At 30.7% G+C, this 19759-nt stretch carries 17 protein-coding genes; 15 read left to right on the top strand and 2 right to left on the bottom strand.

From position 1 onward, the window contains the following. The first annotated feature begins 267 nt into the window (after nt 1–267). From BTO06_RS18490 to BTO06_RS10250, 3 genes are all read left to right on the top strand, one after another. A complete protein-coding gene (locus BTO06_RS18490; protein ID WP_157811805.1) occupies nt 268–411 on the top strand; it encodes a hypothetical protein in 144 nt (47 codons plus the stop codon). 104 nt (nt 412–515) lie between these two features. Further along, the gene (locus BTO06_RS10255) at nt 516–1097 is read left to right on the top strand and encodes an HXXEE domain-containing protein (RefSeq protein ID WP_100925218.1); all 582 of its coding nucleotides are present in this window, start codon (nt 516–518) and stop codon (nt 1095–1097) included. Between the two features lie 602 nt (nt 1098–1699). Beyond that, nucleotides 1700–2737, top strand: a complete 1038-nt coding sequence (locus BTO06_RS10250; protein ID WP_100925217.1) for a TlpA family protein disulfide reductase — start codon at nt 1700–1702, stop codon at nt 2735–2737. A 545-nt stretch (nt 2738–3282) separates the two neighbouring features. On the opposite strand, the gene BTO06_RS10245 is transcribed toward BTO06_RS10250, so the two are convergent. Together BTO06_RS10245 and BTO06_RS10240 are read right to left on the bottom strand one after the other, a co-directional pair. After that, on the bottom strand, nt 3283–3930 hold the full coding sequence (locus BTO06_RS10245) for a hypothetical protein (RefSeq protein WP_157811804.1): 648 nt from the start codon (nt 3928–3930) through the stop codon (nt 3283–3285). Between the two features lie 608 nt (nt 3931–4538). Further along, nucleotides 4539–5957, bottom strand: coding sequence for a hypothetical protein (locus BTO06_RS10240; protein ID WP_100925215.1), 1419 nt, complete (start codon nt 5955–5957; stop codon nt 4539–4541). 815 nt (nt 5958–6772) lie between these two features. Between BTO06_RS10240 and cobW the strand changes: the two genes are divergently transcribed. From cobW to BTO06_RS10180, 12 genes are read left to right on the top strand one after another with little or no spacing between them, the layout of a single operon-like run. Further along, nucleotides 6773–7885, top strand: coding sequence for a cobalamin biosynthesis protein CobW (gene cobW / locus BTO06_RS10235; protein WP_100925214.1), 1113 nt, complete (start codon nt 6773–6775; stop codon nt 7883–7885). A gap of 3 nt (nt 7886–7888) precedes the next feature. After that, a complete protein-coding gene (locus BTO06_RS10230; RefSeq protein WP_100925213.1) occupies nt 7889–8470 on the top strand; it encodes a cob(I)yrinic acid a,c-diamide adenosyltransferase in 582 nt (193 codons plus the stop codon). A 3-nt stretch (nt 8471–8473) separates the two neighbouring features. Continuing rightward, on the top strand, nt 8474–9175 hold the full coding sequence (cobI, locus tag BTO06_RS10225; RefSeq protein WP_100925212.1) for a precorrin-2 C(20)-methyltransferase: 702 nt from the start codon (nt 8474–8476) through the stop codon (nt 9173–9175). After that, a complete protein-coding gene (cobJ, locus tag BTO06_RS10220) occupies nt 9168–10535 on the top strand; it encodes a precorrin-3B C(17)-methyltransferase (protein WP_100925211.1) in 1368 nt (455 codons plus the stop codon). The genes cobI and cobJ overlap by 8 nt, the downstream gene beginning before the upstream one ends. A 2-nt stretch (nt 10536–10537) precedes the next feature. After that, the gene (gene bluB / locus BTO06_RS10215) at nt 10538–11191 is read left to right on the top strand and encodes a 5,6-dimethylbenzimidazole synthase (RefSeq protein ID WP_100925210.1); all 654 of its coding nucleotides are present in this window, start codon (nt 10538–10540) and stop codon (nt 11189–11191) included. Beyond that, a complete protein-coding gene (gene cbiE / locus BTO06_RS10210; RefSeq protein ID WP_100925209.1) occupies nt 11191–12381 on the top strand; it encodes a precorrin-6y C5,15-methyltransferase (decarboxylating) subunit CbiE in 1191 nt (396 codons plus the stop codon). The genes bluB and cbiE overlap by 1 nt, the downstream gene beginning before the upstream one ends. A gap of 4 nt (nt 12382–12385) precedes the next feature. Continuing rightward, nucleotides 12386–14236, top strand: a complete 1851-nt coding sequence (gene cobM, locus BTO06_RS10205) for a precorrin-4 C(11)-methyltransferase (RefSeq protein ID WP_100925208.1) — start codon at nt 12386–12388, stop codon at nt 14234–14236. 6 nt (nt 14237–14242) lie between these two features. Then, a complete protein-coding gene (locus BTO06_RS10200; protein ID WP_100925207.1) occupies nt 14243–14986 on the top strand; it encodes a precorrin-6A/cobalt-precorrin-6A reductase in 744 nt (247 codons plus the stop codon). Continuing rightward, a complete protein-coding gene (locus BTO06_RS10195; RefSeq protein WP_100925206.1) occupies nt 14979–16079 on the top strand; it encodes a cobalt-precorrin-5B (C(1))-methyltransferase in 1101 nt (366 codons plus the stop codon). Before BTO06_RS10200 ends, BTO06_RS10195 begins: the two co-directional genes overlap by 8 nt. Beyond that, nucleotides 16076–16789: a hypothetical protein gene (locus tag BTO06_RS10190; protein ID WP_100925205.1), complete on the top strand. Its 714-nt coding sequence runs from the start codon at nt 16076–16078 to the stop codon at nt 16787–16789. The genes BTO06_RS10195 and BTO06_RS10190 overlap by 4 nt, the downstream gene beginning before the upstream one ends. Nucleotide 16790: 1 nt before the next feature. Beyond that, nucleotides 16791–18449 carry an AAA family ATPase gene (locus BTO06_RS10185; RefSeq protein ID WP_100925204.1) on the top strand — a complete coding sequence of 553 codons (1659 nt, stop codon included), beginning with the start codon at nt 16791–16793 and terminating at the stop codon, nt 18447–18449. Nucleotides 18450–18451: 2 nt separating this feature from the next. Continuing rightward, entirely contained in the window at nt 18452–19753 is a 1302-nt protein-coding gene (locus BTO06_RS10180; RefSeq protein WP_100925203.1) for a cobyrinate a,c-diamide synthase, read from the top strand. Nucleotides 19754–19759 lie beyond the last annotated feature (6 nt).

Genomic DNA, 19759 nt, shown 5'->3' with positions numbered 1-19759 from the left:
CTTTGCTCGGTTTATTTGTTTTCTTTTTACCTACTATCTGGTTTAGTAGATATCTTTTCAGATAAGAGACAAAATTTTTTGAGATTCTATATCAAAACACAAAAAGAGAATTTGCACCAAAATCGATTGATGAATTGTATCATAAATAACTTTTACGATTGGTTTGAAGGTGGAGTTGTTTCGACTAATAGATATTGACCAAGCTTTACTAAATCGTAGTACACTTTAAAACTAATTAGTGAACAATCATTGAAATTGATAATTAGTTTGAAATTAGCTACTAAGCAAGACAATAAGTATGGTTTAGGAATTTATAATGGAAAATACAATAGAAATACTTATTTTCAATATTATGGATTATATAAAACTTATGTTGGTTACTCATTAAAAGCCTCAGGATTTATCCTATAAGGCAAGCAACACCAAATATTAATGTTTATGAATTTATAAATGAAATTCTTAAATTCATTTCATAAAAAATATAAATTCAGAGGAACACAATTAAATAATATTATATGAAATGGCTCTACGAAAATTGGTTTAAATCAACAATATTTTTAGCGATTTATGTTTTAATATTCTTATTTCTTTTTTTATTTCAAACAAATTTCTCCTTGTTTCTGATTTGGCTGCAATTCGTAATCTATCTCGTACATCAGTTTGAAGAATATGTATTGCCAGGAGGATTTCTAGAATTTTTAAATAAAGAATTATTAGGCTCTGCAGAAAGTGATTTTCCCGCTGATAAAAAATTTTCTTTTTGGATTAATATTCCAATAATATTTGTTGGATATCCTGTTTCTGCAATTTTATCGGGTTATATTGATTTGTCTATAGGAATTTGGACAGCATATTTTTCAATAATAAATGCTATGTCTCATGTTGGGATGTTTTTAAAACATAAATATAATCCTGGATTTTTTATTAGTCTATTTCTAAATATTCCAGTAGGAATTTATACTATATATTATTTTGTCTCTCAAAATCTAATCTCATTAAATTCTCATATCATAGGACTTATAATAGGATTGTTAGTTCAAGGTTTTGTAATGATGCTAGGATTTAAAGTGTTAAAACCAACAATTAAGGACAATTAATGGAATAACAGATCAAATTAAAACATAATATATTCCAAGTAAAAGGATATTAGTCTTTGGAGATAATCAACTTCCTCTAGTTAATTTGAATTTAAATGACTGAAATTTACTTACTGTTTTAACTTAAAGTTGATTTAAAAGTTCACTATTTTAAGTAGCGCTGTTTCGCATAAACAAATAACATTTTAAGTTTTATTGAACATCCAATTATAAAATAATAAAAATAGTTCCAACTGTTAATTGTATCTCAAAATAAGGGTTGCAAAGATGATGTGTTTTTTCTTACTAAATTTGAGTAATCACAAATAGAAATTGAAAATATAGACCTAAGTTTTAGGTATACAAAACAAAAATTTTATCACCTATTACTTATGGAAAGGAAATATGTCTAGATAGTTTCTTATGACAGTTGATTACTCTAAAATTGATGCAGTTATATATAATATCAAAATACTATCCTTTACCGGAAAACCATTAGCCTATAAACTATTTCTATATAATTGATAAAACAAAAAATTATAACTAATTTTAAATTGTGTAACAAATGAAAAAATCAATTGCAGGACTAATCGCAATTTAAATACATTAATAAGCCACAAATCATGACATATAAATTCTTAAAACTATCTGTAATAATAATTCTGCTTTCTAATCTGATTTTAAGTTGTGAAGATAAAAAAGAAAATACCTTTTCTGTTTTACAAGTTAGTATTAAAAATCATAAACAATTAGACAGTCTGATTATATATGACAAAGAAAACTCTTGGGAAATAAAGTCTACAATTAGGTTCAAACAATCAAATAGTGTTACGGATACTTTAAATATTTCTGAAACTAAACGATATGAAATTTATTCATTTATTGATGGAAAACAAGGTAGTTTAGGAGAGCTCTTTATTTCCTCTAATAGTAACATAATACTTTCAATAGATGAGAATCAACTTTTTGAATCTGTAAACTATTCTGGGAGTTTTGAGACACCTAACAACTTCTTAGCCTTTTCCAAGAATTACCAGAACGAATTGACTCAAATAGTTCGCAATGGAATAGAGGAGGATAAGCTAGAGAATATGATTAAAGAAAAAAGTAATTTAATTAATGAAAAGGGAAAAGCTTTAAAAATAGTCGATAGCCTTAGCTCTTATGTTGACCAAAAATTCAATGACTTTTCCGAAATTCTTAAGCAAAAAAACATCAAATACTTATACAAAGCCTCACTAATTGGTAAAATTGGTAACGATTTTAAATTCAAAGATTTAAAGAACAACGTTAAATCATTAAAAGACTTTAAAGGGAAATATGTTTATATCGATGTTTGGGCAACATGGTGTAAACCTTGTAAAGTAGAGTATCCTTTTTTAAGAAAGTTAGAACAATATTTCTCCAAGAGCAATGAAATAAAAATAATTTCGGTAAGTACCGATGAAAAGTTTGAAAAATGGAAAAAATATATCGATGAAAATTCAATTGAAGGTACCCAACTTTATTCGGGTGCAAATTCAGATTTTGTTAAATTTTACGATATTGGTGCTCTACCAAGATTTATATTTTTAGACAAAGAAGGTAAAGTTATTAATCCTGAAGAGATAAGACCATCTAACCCTGGATTATTGGAAAAACTAGAGGCAAACCTTCATTAAAACATGACTACAAAAGATTTAAAGAAAATTTATAAGCAAAACAAGATCGGAAACAGTATTACAGAAGAGAATCATTGTTACGAAAATGCAATTACTGAACGTATTTACTGAATTTTAAAATACCAATTATATCTCGACTAGGTCTTTGATAGCATACTACATGGAAAGCGTGTAACATTAAAATAAACAAAAAGGTTATAGAAAGATTGTGATTTTGAAGTCATAAAGTGACTCGTATGATAATCATTCTCGAAGAATTGTCAAGATAGGATCTGTATGAAATCATTAACGACAATTTATACATTAACAAGTTCTTATAGATAGAAAAAGCGAATTGGTTTACACTTCAGTAAACCCATTCGCTAATTTTATTTGTTAGATGATCTAATTGTCAAAAGGCTTCTATAATCTGGTCCATCAAAAAATTCGATCTTACAAAGATTATAGTACGTCTAGACCATTTAAGGTTTCGCTAGGAACGTTTTTTTTATATTGAATACCAACAAGCTTATTTAATGATAAAAAAGCAAGCTTTAACTCAAATACTAAAAAGCTCTTTGCTTCACTAAGGCTTTGACCATTCTTCTTACAATTCTCCTTGCAAGTTGGTCAGGCTTCGTATCTGGGCTTCCATTTGTAGCTCTTCCTTCAACCACAGCAACAGGGGCACTAAAGCCATCTTTTTTAGAATAAATTGTTAAACGTAAACTCATTTCGGTAATGAAATTAACGTTTTGTGTTGTACTTACAGAACCAGATGAAGAATTAGAATTTGCTTTGTATTTTCCCGCCCATCCATTGTTAGTTGCAGAGCTTGATCTTTCTCTTTTATTGTTTACCGAAGAATATGCAGAGGAGGTGGTTCTGCTCATCGTAGCCTCTGAAGAATCTATAACATCAACTGAGATTAAGGTTTTAATATTATTCTTGTCGAGGGTTTTTGCAAAAGCATCCTCAGATACTTCAGAACCTGGAAAGAAAAGAGAATTGTAAGATTTTATCTTAGCTCCAGCATCCGTAAAGTATTCGAGAGTTTTACTCATCAATTTTGCCTTTGCTTCATCAAATGAAATTAAGGTAGCTCCCTCTATTGAGTGATAGAGATCCCCGTATTTATATATTTTGTTACCAATTTTTTCTTGAGCTGTCACAAACGAAGGCAACACTAGTAATAATAAAAGTAGACGTTTCATAGAGTCTGATTTACAATTTAAATTATTTTAAAACCCACAAATATTACAATAAATTTTTGGGTTGACAAAAATACCAAAATTCAGCTAAATATGGAAAAAAATATGCTTGAATAAATTTAAAAATAGTTGGTTTTCAGATAGTATCATTAACCTAATATCTAAGAATAGATAAAAAGACAAATTGAAATTGAATGAAATGACTAATGAAAGTGTAAATAGAATGCCAAAAATAACGATCTTCAATATAGCATACTATTTATTGCTAGTTCTAACCTATTTACAAACATCCTCAACGTTTATTGTTCTACTTTTCTTTTTCTTAACTTCGTACTTAAAGGCACAAAAGAATATGCCGACATTGTGCTGAATATCGGAGTTTTTACAAATAGATTCTGATATAGTAGTGGTTTAGATGGGATTTTTCTGTTCTATTTTTAGAACAGAAGTCAATTAGAAATTAATATTATCATTTATGATGATTTTAGTGATACCCGAAACAATTGATTAGAAGCGGAATTCAACGAAGGTTAAATGTATAAAAACTATGTCGATCACAATAAGCCTTACTAGTTTAGGTAAGGCTTTATTTATTAGTTTTCTTTTTTTCATTAAAACATTTTTTTGTATTCCTTTGAGTCAATTACTTTGTTAATATGATCTTTAATTGCGACTGTTGTACTCGTCATATTTCCTTCTTTCGACTGGATTGTATACTCCATTATATATCCATCTATAACTCCTTTTTCTTGAACAAACCAGTTTGGTAATTTGATACTTGGAGCGGCCCAAAAGTTAATTTTTGTGGTACTATCAGCCATTGCATACTCATAACAAATTGTACCAAGAATAGTCTTAGAATTCCCTGTTTTTTTTAATTTTTTGTAATTATACTTGTTCATTTGATTGGTTAAGTCACTCATTTTTTCTTGCCCCATCATTCCATTGGACAAACGCATTTTCATACCATTACTTTCTACAAATATTTGTACATTTTCATTATCCATAACAATAATAGATTCTCCTTCCATTCCTCCGCTTGAATATGCTCCTAGGTCCGCTCGTATTGCGATATATTTTGCGTTGGGATTTAATAGATAGGATATTTCATAATTTTTGTCTTCTTTTGGAACTGTAATTTTTGTAATTGTTTCGTGACTAAATTGATAAATTCCAGGTGTTGTAGTGTGAGTATTATTAGTGTCTAAATTGTCTAATTCCCTAGATGACGGCTTATCATTTTTAGTATTATTTTTAACAATGGTTTCTTGATTTTGAAATAGAGGAGTTTTACCATCGATATTTCCACTTACAGTAGCGTCATATGGTATCTTATTATAGATTTCATTAGTTGAATTTTTGTTAAGTTTTGTAAGAGAGGTCCTTCCAGAAAAACTAATTTTAATGTTGTTATCAGAAATTTCATCAATATGAACTTCTCCTTTGGTGATATTGTATTTTTGATAATTTTCTGTGATAGCACGACTAAAACCATCTTCTGATTCTTTATTGTAAGGAAGTGTTGGGTCATACCCAACTTTGAGTGATGCTTCCTCTGGAATTTTAAAAGTAGCTTTCGTCTTTACATTGTTTTTCAAGTCCTTATTTGTAACTAGAGTGAGAAAAAAGCCATCATAAACATCTGCTTTATGTGACCACCAATTTCCATAAATGTTGTAACCTGTATTGGTTTTATCTACTTTTATCTGTCTAACTTCTGTTAAAGTTATATTTCCATAAGTTTTGGAGTGATTAATAGTTACATCACCAAAATCTTTTTCTTTTAAACTTGTCGCTTCCTCTTTTGGAGCTGTTTTTCTTTTTTTATTTTCTTTAGTTTCTACAGTTTGATCTATTGTTTTATCAATTTTTGTGTCAATTTTTTTATCGAGTTTATTGATAACTTTATTTTCAATACTTTTTGCCTTTTGATTAACTCTATTCTTTAATCGTTTAAAAAATTGTGCATCAGCGATTTGAATTGATGTTACGAAAGCGATAAAAAAGAATATGTGGAATTTTGATTTCATAATAAGTACATTTATTTACTATTTGTGTCTTCATTTAGATAAATATTAACAGTAAGGTTATTTTTTAGAAATTAATTTTCATTTAATTTTTGTATCAATAAATTAAAAATGAAGTACTAATGATAAACTCAGAATAAATAAAGAGTTAATTATGACAAAATTTTTCATCCTGAATATTTCAATTTTGGATTATGCGTTAATTTGAAACGAAATATTCAATCTATTTGTTTTGGTGGCTCGCTCAAATAAAAGAATAATATCATTCCTTACATATTGTTTTATTTTAAGCGTAGATATTAATTTACAATCTAAATGCAATATGGTTTTTAAAAGAATTAATACAAACTAGAAAATCTTGAGTGTCCAATACAACTTGAAGATTCCTAAATGATTTAAAGAGGAAAATGTATAAAACCACAAGTATATAGATAAAATACTGGATTACGAGTTGTGTTTTTGACAATTATTGGAAAATTAAATTGATAGACTAGTTTGGTAATAGTTGGGGTTCTCTGTGATATAAAATAATAGATAACAGTAAATTTAATTTTAAGATTATTTTGAATTCAAAAAATATAACCTTTTGATATGTTTATACATAAACAGGTGTAGTTTTATGTTTAATTAGTTAGAATTCTTTTTGAAGGTGTATCGTTAATTACGAAATTTTATCATGATTGAGTAATATATTTTAGAAGATTGGAAGATTTCTATTTTTTCAAATAACATATTTTAAATATAATTTCTTTGTGTAATTACTGTTTTAAAAGAAATTTAAAACCCGTATTTTTGACTCAAATAAATCTGAAAATACCATGTTTACAAACAAAATACCAGTAACCATTATAACCGGATTTCTAGGGTCTGGTAAAACTACATTAATTCATCAAATAGCAAAAAATGCCAATGGTAGGCGTTTAGCAATCATCGTGAATGAGTTTGGAGAGTTAGGAATGGATGGAGAGATTTTAAAAGGAAATGACTGTGGATGTGAAGAAGAGAATATTTTAGAATTAAGTAATGGGTGTCTCTGCTGCACTGTACAAGAAGAATTTTTACCAACAATGCTTCAGTTAATGGAGCGCAAAGATCAAATTGATCATATCATTATAGAAACATCTGGTTTAGCTTTACCTAAGCCATTAGTTAGAGCATTTAATTGGCCAGATTTAAAACCGCAAATTACAGTAGATGCAGTTGTTACTGTTGTGGATAGCGTGGGGCAAGCTACTGGAGAAATTTGTGATAGAGCGAAAGTTCAAGAGCAACGTTTAGCAGATGATAGTTTAGATCATGAGTCTTCAATTGAAGAATTATTTGAAGATCAATTGTCATGTGCGGATTTAGTAATCATGACAAAGTCAGATTTAATAGATGAAGAAAAATTCAATGAAGTAAGAGATATTATTCAGAATAAAATTGGAAATCAAATTAAGATTATTTCTGGTGTAAAAGGAAATATTCCTGTTGATGTTATATTAGGCTTAGATGCGAAATCTGAAGATTTCATTGAAGAAAAACATTCACACCACGAAGCAAATCATCACCATCACGACCATGATCAACATGGACATCATCATCATCACGAACACGATCATGACCATCACCACCATGATCACGATCATGATGATACAATTAACTCATTAGTATTATCGGTTAAAGTACCACATACACCAAAGCAATTAATAAGAGCTTTAGAAGAGCTTGTTGCGGAATTTGAAATTTATAGAATTAAAGGTTTTATTGACGTGCCATACAAACCTATGCGTATGATTGTCCAAGGTGTTGCAAGTAGATTTGAAAATTATTTCGATAGAAAATGGAAAGAAGGAGAAAATAGGGGAACTCGTTTAGTTATTATTGGAGAACAATTAGTTGAAAGCGATTTAGAGAAAGCAATTGAAAGTAAATTAACTGTTATAGCTTAATAAATGAAGATATATACAAGAAAAGGAGATTTAGGAAAGACTGGAGTTTTTGGAGGAAAACGTACTTATAAAAATTCTGCGAGAATTGAATGCATTGGAACTTTAGATGAGGTAAACTCAACAATCGGTTTATTAAGAGCAAAGTTAGGCCCAGAACATGAATGGCAAAATAATTTACATCGTATTCAAAAAGATATGATGGATATGATGTCACATTTAGCACGTCCATCAGATTCTAAAAAAGAAAATCCAAATCCGAAACCTATTGATGGTGCAGAATTCTGCGAGGAATGGTTAGATGCTCTAGAAGGAAGTATTAGTTCACCTTCAGACTATTTTATTTTACCAGGAGGAAACGAAATTTCTGCCTTATGTCATGTATGTAGAACTCAAATCCGTAGAGGAGAACGCACTTTAGTAACCTTAATGCAGGAAGATTCAGAAAGTGTTGAAGAGTATATTATGGCATATGTGAATAGATTATCGGATTTATTTTTTACTATGGCTAGAGCTGAAATGGATAAAGAAGGTGTAGCAGAAGAAAAATGGCAATTATTTCTTTACAAACGAAAGAAGAAAAAATAACCTATGGTATATGGAGTGGCTTTAGGCCCAGGTGACCCTGAATTGTTAACTATAAAAGCATTACGTATTTTACAAGAAAGCGATGTTATATTTTATCCAGGTTCTACTTTTAATGGTGTTCAAAAGAGTTTCGTTTATCCGTTACTAGAGTTTCATAATTTAAGGAATAAAGATCTTAGAGGGTTCTATTTAGAAATGTCCGATGATAGATCACAATCAAAAAAAATTTATGAAACTACAGCTTTTGAAATTCAGAAATTAGCTAATCAAGGAAAGAAAGTAGCAATTGTTTGTGAAGGAGATTTGAGTTTATATGCTTCTTTCACTTACATAATGCAACATTTACAAATATTAAACGTACCAATTTCGTTAATACCAGGAATTAATTCCTTTAGCCTAGGAGCGGCAAAACATCAAGTTCCATTAAGCCTTTTAAACGATAAAATCGCGATAGTACCGAGAGTAAAAACCATTGAAGAGATTGCAACATATTTTAATAGTGTAGATACTTTAGTATTAATGAAAGTAAAAACAAGTTGGAAGCATTTTTACGATCAATTGAAAACACAAACATGGCAATTTTATTATTGTGAACGTTTAGGAACAGATCAAGAGTATATCACCACGAACTTACAAGAAATTTCAGAGAGAGAAATACCGTATTTCTCCCTTTTAATTATAAAAAACAACAGAATAAATGATTAAAGTTGTTGGAATAGGTCCGGGAAATCATCAATATATGATTCCTATGGCTGCAGAAGTAATTGCAAAAGCAACAGTAATTATTGGGTATCATTACTACTTTCAATTCATTCAACATTTAATAGAACCTAATGCAGTTTGTATTGGAAAAGAGTTAAGTGAAGAAGAAAAAAGAGCAGAAATAGCAATAGAATATGCTCAAAAAGGAGAAAATGTAATTGTTATTGGTTCTGGAGATGCCAGTATTTACGCAATGGCTTCTATTGTATATCAGAAAGTAGCAGAACAACAATTAGAAATTCCAGTAGAAACTATTCCAGGGATTTCAGCATTTATTACAGCAGGAAGCAAACTAGGAGCAATTTTAGGACATGATTTTTGTTGTATTTCTCTGTCTGATTTAATGACATCATGGACAACTATTGAAAAGAGAATAAAAGCGGCAGCTCAAGGTGATTTTGTTACAGGATTGTATAACCCAAGAAGTAAGAAGAGATATTGGCAATTACAAGCTTTAAAAAACATCTATTTAAAGTATAGAGAAGCATCAACACCTATCGCTATTTGTAAGCAATTGGGAAGAACAGAAGAAAATATTCAAATAACAACGCTAGGAGAATTAAATGTAGAAGACGTAGATATGTTCAGTGTTGTCATGATTGGAAATAGCCAAACATTTAGGTATAGAGATCATTTAATTACACCAAGAGGATATTTAAATAGAAAACCAGAAACCGGACAAGAAATTCAGGATGCAAGCTTTAGAGAAATCTTAGAGAATTTACCTGAAAAAAATCTAGATAAAGATCATTTATGGGCAGCTATTCGTTGTATCCATACTTCAGGAGATTTCGATTATATCAACTATATAGAAACCTCGAAAGGAGCTATTGAAAAATGGAATGATTATTTGAAGAATGGTGGAGTAATTGTTACTGATGTAACTATGGTAAAAGCAGGAATCACAAGAGCTTTTACTGGAAAATATAACAATGAAGTTGTTTGTTTGTTAAATGATGAAGAAACGCTAAAGCTAGCAGCAGAAGAAGGATTAACCAGATCTCAGGCTGGGATTAAACGTGCTGCTATGAAATATCCAAACGCATTATTTGTAATTGGAAATGCACCAACAGCCTTAATTGAAATTGTAGATCAAGTTCATGAAGGAACAATACAACCAGTAGGAATTGTAGGAGCACCAGTAGGATTTATAAATGTGATAGAATCTAAAGAACGTTTAAAAATGCAAAAAGAGACTTCATTTGCGCTAATTACAGAACGGCGTGGTGGAAGTAATTTTGCAGCAGCTATTGTAAATGCAGCTTTTACTTTTGATGAAGTTTCTAAATTAGAATTATCCTAAAGATGGAAAGTGAAACACAACGTTTTTTCAATGAAAAAGAACAACAGGTTCTAGAAGAAATTCTACTGCATCGTAGAGATGTTAGAGGAAATCATTTTAAAAAAGATCCTATTGGAGAAGAGGATATAGATAGAATTTTACAAGCTGCCCTAGCTGCACCATCAGTTGGATTTTCACAGCCTTGGGAATTTGTTATTATTTATGATGAAAAAACTAAAAAAGCGATACGTAGTTCATTTCAAAAAGAAAATGAAAAAGCAATAACTCAATTTTCAGATGAAAAGCAACAAAAATATCTTCAATTAAAGTTAGAAGGAATTACTGAATCTCCATTAAATATTGCGGTGTTTTACAAGCCTAAAAAAGAACCGGTATTAGGACAAACAAGTATGCCGAATATGGGGAAATACAGCGTAGTTTGTGCAATTCAAAATATGTGGTTAATGGCAAGGTCACTAAATATAGGCATGGGTTGGGTAAGTATTTTAGACCCTAAAAAAGTGAAAGATATTTTAAATGCTCCTGTTGACAATCAATTAATTGGATATTTATGTTTCGGTTATACAGATAAGTTCTATAATAAACCCGAATTAGAAATTAAAAAGTGGGACTATAAAAAGTTTCAGCAAGAAGTTGTAATTCAAGAAAAGTATTAATGATATTTCATGTAATTGGTATAGGGAATTCAAAACCTGTTTTTTCCAATGAACAAAACGAGTTAATTAGAAATACAAAGGTTTTTAGTGGAGGTAAACGTCATTTTGAATTGGTTAAAGATGTACTTCCCGAAAACTACCGATGGATATATATTAAAAGTCCTATGGTAACTGTATTTCAGGAGTATGAAAGTTTACAAACCAATGTTGTGATATTTGCTTCTGGAAATCCATTATTTTATGGTTTTTCAAACACACTTCAGAATAAATATCCAAATGCTGTAATCCATACTCAGCCTTATTTTAGTTCGATTCAATTACTAGCAAATAAAACAAATACCAATAGTAATGAGTTAATAGCGGTTAGTGTACATGGAAGAACTTGGAAAGCACTAGATGCTGTATTAATTCAACAAAAAAGTTTGATTGGCGTATTAACAGATGTGGTTAAAAGTCCAAAGGCAATAGCAAAGCGATTACTTGAATATGGATTTACAAATTATAAAATAAGTATCGGAGAAGATTTAGAAGGTGAACAGGAAAAAGTTCAAACCTTAAAATTATCAGAAGCTCTAAACAACGATTATCATAAATTGAATTGTGTGTTATTGCATAGAATAGAGAAAAGAGAAAAGCATTTTGGAATTAAGGATGGAAATTTTAAAGGATTACCAGGTAGACCCAATATGATTACGAAAATGCCAGTTCGGTTAACGACTTTACATTTATTAGAAATACTAAAAACAAAAGTATTTTGGGATATCGGATTCTGCACAGGCTCAATTGCTATTGAAGCAAAGTTGAAAAATCCTAATATAGAAGTTATAGCTTTTGAAAAAAGAGAAGAATGTGAAGATATACTTTATCAGAATCAAAAAACATTCGGAGTCCCAGGAATTCGAGGAGTTATAGGTGATTTTTTTGAACAAGATATAGAAAATTATAGTCAACCAGATACAGTTTTTATTGGCGGACATGGAGGTAGATTAGAAGAGTTGCTAAAAAAAGTGAATCAAGTCATTACTCCTAATGCAATTATTGTTATGAATACAGTGAAAGAAAGGAGTAATAAAATATTTAAAGAGAGTTGTAAAATCCTAGGATGGGAATTAGTAGAAGAGATAAATTTAACCTTAGATTTGCATAATCCGATATGCTTATTAAAAGCAACTAAAACAGAAGGAAAGTAATAGTATGGCAGAGCAAGTTTTAAAAGTAGCAATTATCAGTTTTACAGATAAAGGATCAGATATTGCTATAACATTACAAAATGAGTTTTACAGAAGTAAAGTTTTTACAACAAGAGCAGTTGAAGAAACAAAAGATATAAAACGGATTGATTCTGTAAAGGAGTTAATAGAAGCTTCATTTCATAAATACGATGCTTGGCTTTTTATTGGAGCTTTAGGTATTTGTGTGCGAAGTATTGCAAATGTAATTCAAGATAAAAAAACAGATCCTGCGGTAGTTAATATCGATGATCAAGGAAAATTTGCACAGTCTGTGTTAAGCGGACATGTAGGTAAAGCGAATGAACTAACGGCTCAAATTAGTAGAATATTACAAGCAACTCCTGTTGTTTCGACATCTAGTGATTTACAAGATTTGTGGAATTTAGATATGTTAGCAGAACAATACGGTTGGACTCAGAAATGTAACACCGAATTAAATACTATAATTTCCTCATTTGTTAACAGAAAACCGATTGCTTTAGTTTTAAAAGTAAAAGATAAAGGAACTGAATTTTTAGAAAAAACCTGTCCGGATTTTATTACCATTTATTACAGTTTAGATAATGTCGTTAGAGACAAATATGAAGCTTTAGTATATGTAGGTTACGAGTTAATTGAATTAGATTTACCGACATTAGCATTTTATCCAAAATGTATTGCACTAGGAAGTGGTTGTTCTAAGGATATTGAACCAGAACTCTTTGAGAAAATGTTACGTGAGGAGTTGCAAAAGCAGAAAGTGGCAATTGAAAGTGTAATGGCTATTGGTTCTGCTGATATTAAAGCAGAAGAACAAGCTTATCTCAACATCGTTACCAAATTAGATATTCCACTAATTACCTATAATGGAGACGAACTTAATAGTATCGATGTGGCAAATCCATCAGAAGTAGTTAAGAAAAAAGTAGGAGTTTATGGTGTTTCCGAAGCATCTGCAGCCTTAATCGCTAGTGAAAGTGAATGGTTGGTAGAGAAAACAAAAGTAAATACCGATTCTGGTAAAAAATTCACTTATGCAATCAGTTTAGTTACTGATTTTGCTAGAAAACCAAGCATTGCAATTGTTGGAGCTGGTTCTGGAGATCCTGACTTTTTAACTTTGAAGGGTCAGCAATTATTGGAGGAAGCAGATTGTATTTTATATGCTGGGAGCTTAGTTCCAGAGGAATTAACACATATGGCAAAAGAAGGTGCTTTGGTTCGAAATTCTGCTTCGATGACTCTGGAAGAACAAATAGAAATTGTGGATAGTTATTATGAGCAAGGAAAAAAAATAGTAAGGTTACATTCAGGTGATCCTTCTATTTATGGAGCAATTCAGGAACAGATGACCATTTTTGACGCCAAAGGATATGACTATTTTATTGTGCCAGGAATTTCATCGTTTCAGGCAGCTGCCGCTTATTTAAAATCCGAGTTTACCATTCCAGAAGTTGCCCAAACAATAATTTTAACAAGAGGAGAAGGAAATACACCTACACCTGAACATGAAAATATTGCTGATATGGCAAAATTGCGTGCTACAATGTGTATTTTTCTAAGTGCAGGAATAGCAAAGAAAGTTCAAGGGGAACTACTAGAACATTATCCACCTGAAACTCCTTTAGCCGTATTATACCGAGTAAGTTGGAAAGATGAAGAGGTATGGACAGGGAAACTGACAGAATTGACTCAAATAATAAAGGATAATAAATTAACTAGAACGGTTTTAATAGTTGTTGGAGAAGCTGTTGGTGCAAGAAAGAATAGGTCTTGGTTGTACGATGATAATTGGCATCACATTTTTAGGAAAAAGGCAAAACTTGTAAAATAGTTTAATATGATACTGGTTTTTGGTGGAACTACAGAAGGCAAGCAAGTAGCATCATTTTTAGATGAAGCTTGTATTCCTTATTACTATTCGACCAAAACGAAAGTTTCATTTAAAGGTAAAGGAATTCCGATAAATGGAGCATTAACAAAGCATGAATTAGAGCAGTTTTGTATTGCTAATAATATCAAATGTATTGTTAATGCTTCTCATCCATTTGCTGAAATTCTTCATGATACAGTTGCTTCAATTGAAAATGATATTCCAATAATTCGTTTCGAAAGAGAATTTACCGCAAGAGTGAAACATAAACTTGTAACCTATACAAATTCTTATGAAGAGTCACTATGTGAATTTAATAAAAGACAGTATAAATCAATATTAGCACTTTCTGGAGTTCAGACAATCACTAGGCTCAAATCATATTGGGAAAATAATAAATCTTGGTTTAGAATTCTGGATAGAGATGTTTCCAGAAGTATTGCAAAAAAAGCAAATTATCCTTCGTCACAATTGCTTTTTGGATATCCTCAAAATGTAGAAGAGGAAATTAATTTGTACAAAGAGCTTAAACCAGATATAATATTTACGAAAGAAAGTGGAGTGAATGGAAAATTAGATCAAAAAATTTCTGCGGCGCTTAAAACTCATATTCCAATAGTTATTTTAAAAAAGCCTTTGGTGTCAAATAGGTATCTTTGTATAAATTCTATTGAAGAATTGAATCAAACGATTATAGCATATATTGAGTGATTTACAAGAAATACCCGATAAACCTCTTCGCAAAGGATATACAACAGGAGCTTGTGCTACAGCTTGTGTAAAAGGAGCTTTATTAGGTTTAATCTCTCAGGAGAAACAGGACAAAGTATCAGTATTACTTCCTGTGGGAGAAACAGCAATCTTTTATCTAAAAAATGCTACTATTTCTAAAGAAAGAAGTGTAATTACTACTGTTAAAGATGCTGGTGACGATCCGGATGTTACCCATCTTGCAGAAATTACAGCCAAAGTTTCATTCAATACAACTAAGAAAATTATTTTTAAAAGAGGAGAAGGTGTTGGTTTAGTAACTTTACCTGGATTGGAAATAGCTGTTGGTGAACCAGCAATTAATCCTGTTCCTAGAAAAATGATGACTACAGTATGTCATAAAATGTTATCAGATTATAACCTTACCGATAAAGGAGTTACTATAGAAATTTCTGTAAAAGATGGAGAAAAACTAGCAAAAAGAACGTTAAATGGTCGTTTAGGAATTTTATATGGAATTTCAATTTTAGGGACTTCTGGCATCGTAACTCCGTTTTCTGCGGCGTCATACATAGCGAGTATTCAACAAGGAATAGATGTTGCCTTGGCAAATAATAAAACTCAATTATTAATTAATTCTGGCGCAAGAAGCGAAAAATCACTTCGAAGCATTTTTCCTGATTTCCCAGAAGTAGCTTGTATTCATTATGGAAATTGGATTCAAGAAACTTTTGAGAAAATCCAGAAAGAAAAAGCTATAAAAATTGTGAATATGGGAATCATGTTAGGCAAGGCTTCTAAATTAGCTAAAGGTCATACAAACACACATAGTAACAAAGCAACTTGGGATAAAAACTTTATTTACAAACTGGCTTTAGATTCTGGTTATAATGAAGAAATTTCTAGTAAGGTTTTAGCACTAAATATGGCAGGTAGGTTGCAAGAAATCTTTACTTTTGATGCAGAAGAACCTTTTTATCAAATGTTACTTCAAAAATGTTACGAGCATTGTTGTAAAATAGCGCCAAATGTGACATTGAATTTGTATTTAATAAACAACAACAACCAAGTTATATCCTATAAAAAAGTATGAGTTTTTTAAACTTTACACGTCCATTAATCGCGGGAGTTTTACATTCTTTTGAACCAGATCACGTTTCTGCCGTTTCAGTATTAGCTGCGGAAAACGCAATTAACAAGAAAAAAGTAACTTTAAAAACTGTTTTTACAGCTTCACAATGGGCTTTTGGTCATTCTGTTACTTTATTACTTTTCGGAGGAATAGCATTATTATTTAGATCGGTATTATTATCATTTATCGAAGACATCTCATATTTTGCTGAATTGGCAGTCGGACCAATTATGATTTGGTTAGGAATTACAGCAATCAGAAGAAATCATAAATTAAAAGACATGATGTCGGATCACAAAAAAATTGAAGAACATGAACACGATCCGAATAATATAATTCACTTACATGGTAAATCGGGAGAGGAAATAGCAATGAATCCAATCAATAGATCTTTTTGGGTCGGTATGTTACATGGTTTAGCAGGTACTGGAGGTGCATTAACATCTGCGTTAGTAATTAGTGCAAGTACAATTGCTGAGGCGATTTGGATTTTAGTTATAGAATCTTTGGGTGTTATTTTTGCCATGGCTGCCTATAGTTATGTGCTTATTTTTACGATGAGTAGATTTATAGAACGAAACATGTCAATTTTTAAATGGTTAAATGCATCAATAGGAATTATATCAATAATAATTGGAGGCATTTGGGTATATAAAACTTTATTAGGTTAGTATGCAAAACAAAATTAATTTTCCATTTACAGCAATTGTCGGTCAAGATGATTTTAAATTATGTTTGCTACTGAATCTAATAGATCCAACTATTGGAGGAGTTTTAGCAACTGGAGATAAAGGAACAGGTAAAACAACCACGGTTAGAGCATTAAGTCAATTAATGGGAGAAGATTTTCCGTTTGTAAACTTACCTATTGGCGCAACTGAAGACCGTGTATTAGGAAGTGTAAATTTAGAAGCACTTATTAATCAGAAAAAAACTATTGTAGATAAAGGTTTATTAGCAAAATCACATCAAGGATTTTTATATATAGATGAAATCAACTTGTTGAATGACTACTTAATGGATGTGCTATTAGATGCTGCTGCATCTGGTGGATATCATTTAGAAAGAGAAGGGATCTCTGAATGGTTAGATAGTAGATTTTGCTTAGTTGGTACAATGAATCCTGAAGAAGGAGAATTACGTCCACAGCTAAAAGATAGATTCGGATTAAGTGTTGCTATTTCAACACCAAAAGATATTAAGCTTCGAAAAAAAATAGCATTACAACGTTTAAATTTTGACACGAATTCTACTGAATTTTATGAACAATTAAAAGAAGAAGAATCAGTATTAAGAGCAGAAATTATTTCAGCAAAAAATAAATTAGTAGACGTAGTATTAACAGAAAAAGTACAAAACGAAGCTGCTAAATTAACTGTTGAAGCCAATGTAGAGGGATTAAGAGCAGATATACTTTTATTAAAAACTACTAGAGCTTATGCAGCTTTATTAGGAGAAAGTGAAACTACAAAGGCAATGTTATATAAAATAGCTCCTTTTGTTTTAGCGCATAGAAGTAATGATTTTACTCCGTCAAAGGATAAAGAGAATTCAAGTGAGCGGACTTTAAAAGAAGAAGAGAAGAAAGAAAATAAAGAGCTTCAACAAGGATCAAATTCGTTTCAACTTCCAGAGAATATTAAAAATGGATTACAATTTTCTATTCCGCAGGCGTCAAAAAAAAAAGTAGAAGCACTACCAACGAATAATGAACTTGTAAAAAGTCCATACATTGCTAAAGAAGCAGATCATTTGGCAATTGTTAAGACAATTAAAAATTATATTGTAACTCGAAAGTTTACCAAGATATATCAACAGATTTCTGAGAAAGCATCGGCTAAAATTGTTTTTTTGTTAGACACTAGTGCTTCTATGGCAGTTGATAAACAATTAGGTTTTGTTAAAGGCATTATTCAGAAAACAATAGCTTCTTATCCTTCAAAAAAGATTGAATACGCTATTGTAGTTTTAGAAAATTCATCAGCAAAAATTTTACAATATTTTACTACAGATAGTAAGCGAATTCAAGAAGCTAGTTATCAATTAAAAGCTGGAGGTAAAACAAACTTAGGAAGTGCTTTTTTGAGAGTGTTTGAGTTGTTGAAATCAATAAATACTAAAACCGTACAACTATTTGTATTAACTGACGGAAAAATTAATGCGGGTCATGAAAGTCCATTTGATTTTGCTGTGAAAAATTACAAAATGTATTTGTCTAAATTATCAAATACTACAATTGTAGATACAGAAAACAGTTTTGTGAAACTAGGCAAAGCAAAACAATTGGCCAAAGCTTTAAATTTACGATATGTACCTTTTTCATCTTTATAATTATGGCAAAGGCATTTTTAATAGCAGCTCCTTGGAGCAACTCAGGAAAAACAACGATAACACTTGGTTTAGCTCGTTACTTTAGTAATAAGAACTATAAAGTACAAACTTTTAAATGCGGACCAGACTATATAGATACAATTCATCATTCCAGAGCAGCTAGAAGATCAAGCATCAACTTAGATAGTATAATGATGTCAGATACGCATATTCAAGAAGTATTCACAAAATATACTAATAAAGCTGACATTTCTATTGTTGAAGGCGTTATGGGATTGTTTGATGGAGCAGTTAAAGACAAAGGAAGCTCGGCTGAATTGGCAAAGAAACTTAATATTCCAGTCGTTCTAGTAGTTAATGCAAAGGCAATGGCCTATACGATTGCTCCAATTTTATATGGATTGAAAACGTTTGATCCTGAAGTTAAAATAGCAGGAGTATTGTTCAATTTTGTGAGAACAGAATCTCATTATGCATTTTTAAAAGAAGCTTGCGAAACCGCTGGAATTCCTTCTTTAGGATATATTCCTCCAAGCGACGATATTAAAATTCCTTCGAGACACTTAGGTTTACATATTGAAGATAAATTCGAAGAATTAATAGAAAACGCAGCAAGTCATATTGGTACACATACTAATCTAAAAGAACTTTTAAATGTTGCGACCTCGATTAAAAAAACTTCGATTGAAGATACAAAGAAACAAGTTAATCTTTCAGAAAAAAAGACTTTAAAAATAGCTGTTGCTAAAGATGAAGCATTTACATTTACTTATGTCGAAAACTTAGCCTATTTAAAACAGTTAGGTGAAATAACGTTTTTTAGTCCAATTCACGATACGAAACTACCTAAGGCTGATATTATTTATTTAGCGGGAGGGTATCCAGAGTTATACTTAGAACAATTAAGTTCGAATACTAAAATGAAAACAGCTATAAAAAATGCTGCTGAAAATGAGATTAAAATTTTGGCAGAATGTGGAGGAATGATGTACTTAGGAAATCAAATTATTAATGGAGAAGGAGATTCTTTCACCATGACAGGAGTTTTTGATTTTAGTACAACAATGGAGCAAAAGAAATTACATTTAGGATATAGAAAAGTTGTTTTTGAAGACGAAACGATTTGGGGGCATGAATTTCATTATTCCTCGATGATTCATGATAAATACAATTCTACAGCAAAAGTTTATACAGCAAGAGAAAAAGAAATAGCAACTAAAGTATTTTCATACAAAAATGTGATGGCAAGTTACATTCATTTGTATTGGGGAGCAGGAAACTTTAATTGGTTTACAAAAAAATAGAAAATT

Origin of the sequence: Tenacibaculum sp. SZ-18, assembly GCF_002813915.1 — a bacterium.
Lineage (GTDB): Bacteria > Bacteroidota > Bacteroidia > Flavobacteriales > Flavobacteriaceae > Polaribacter.
Note: the sequence above shows the minus strand (reverse complement) of the source record. Positions and strands in the feature narration are given on the sequence as shown.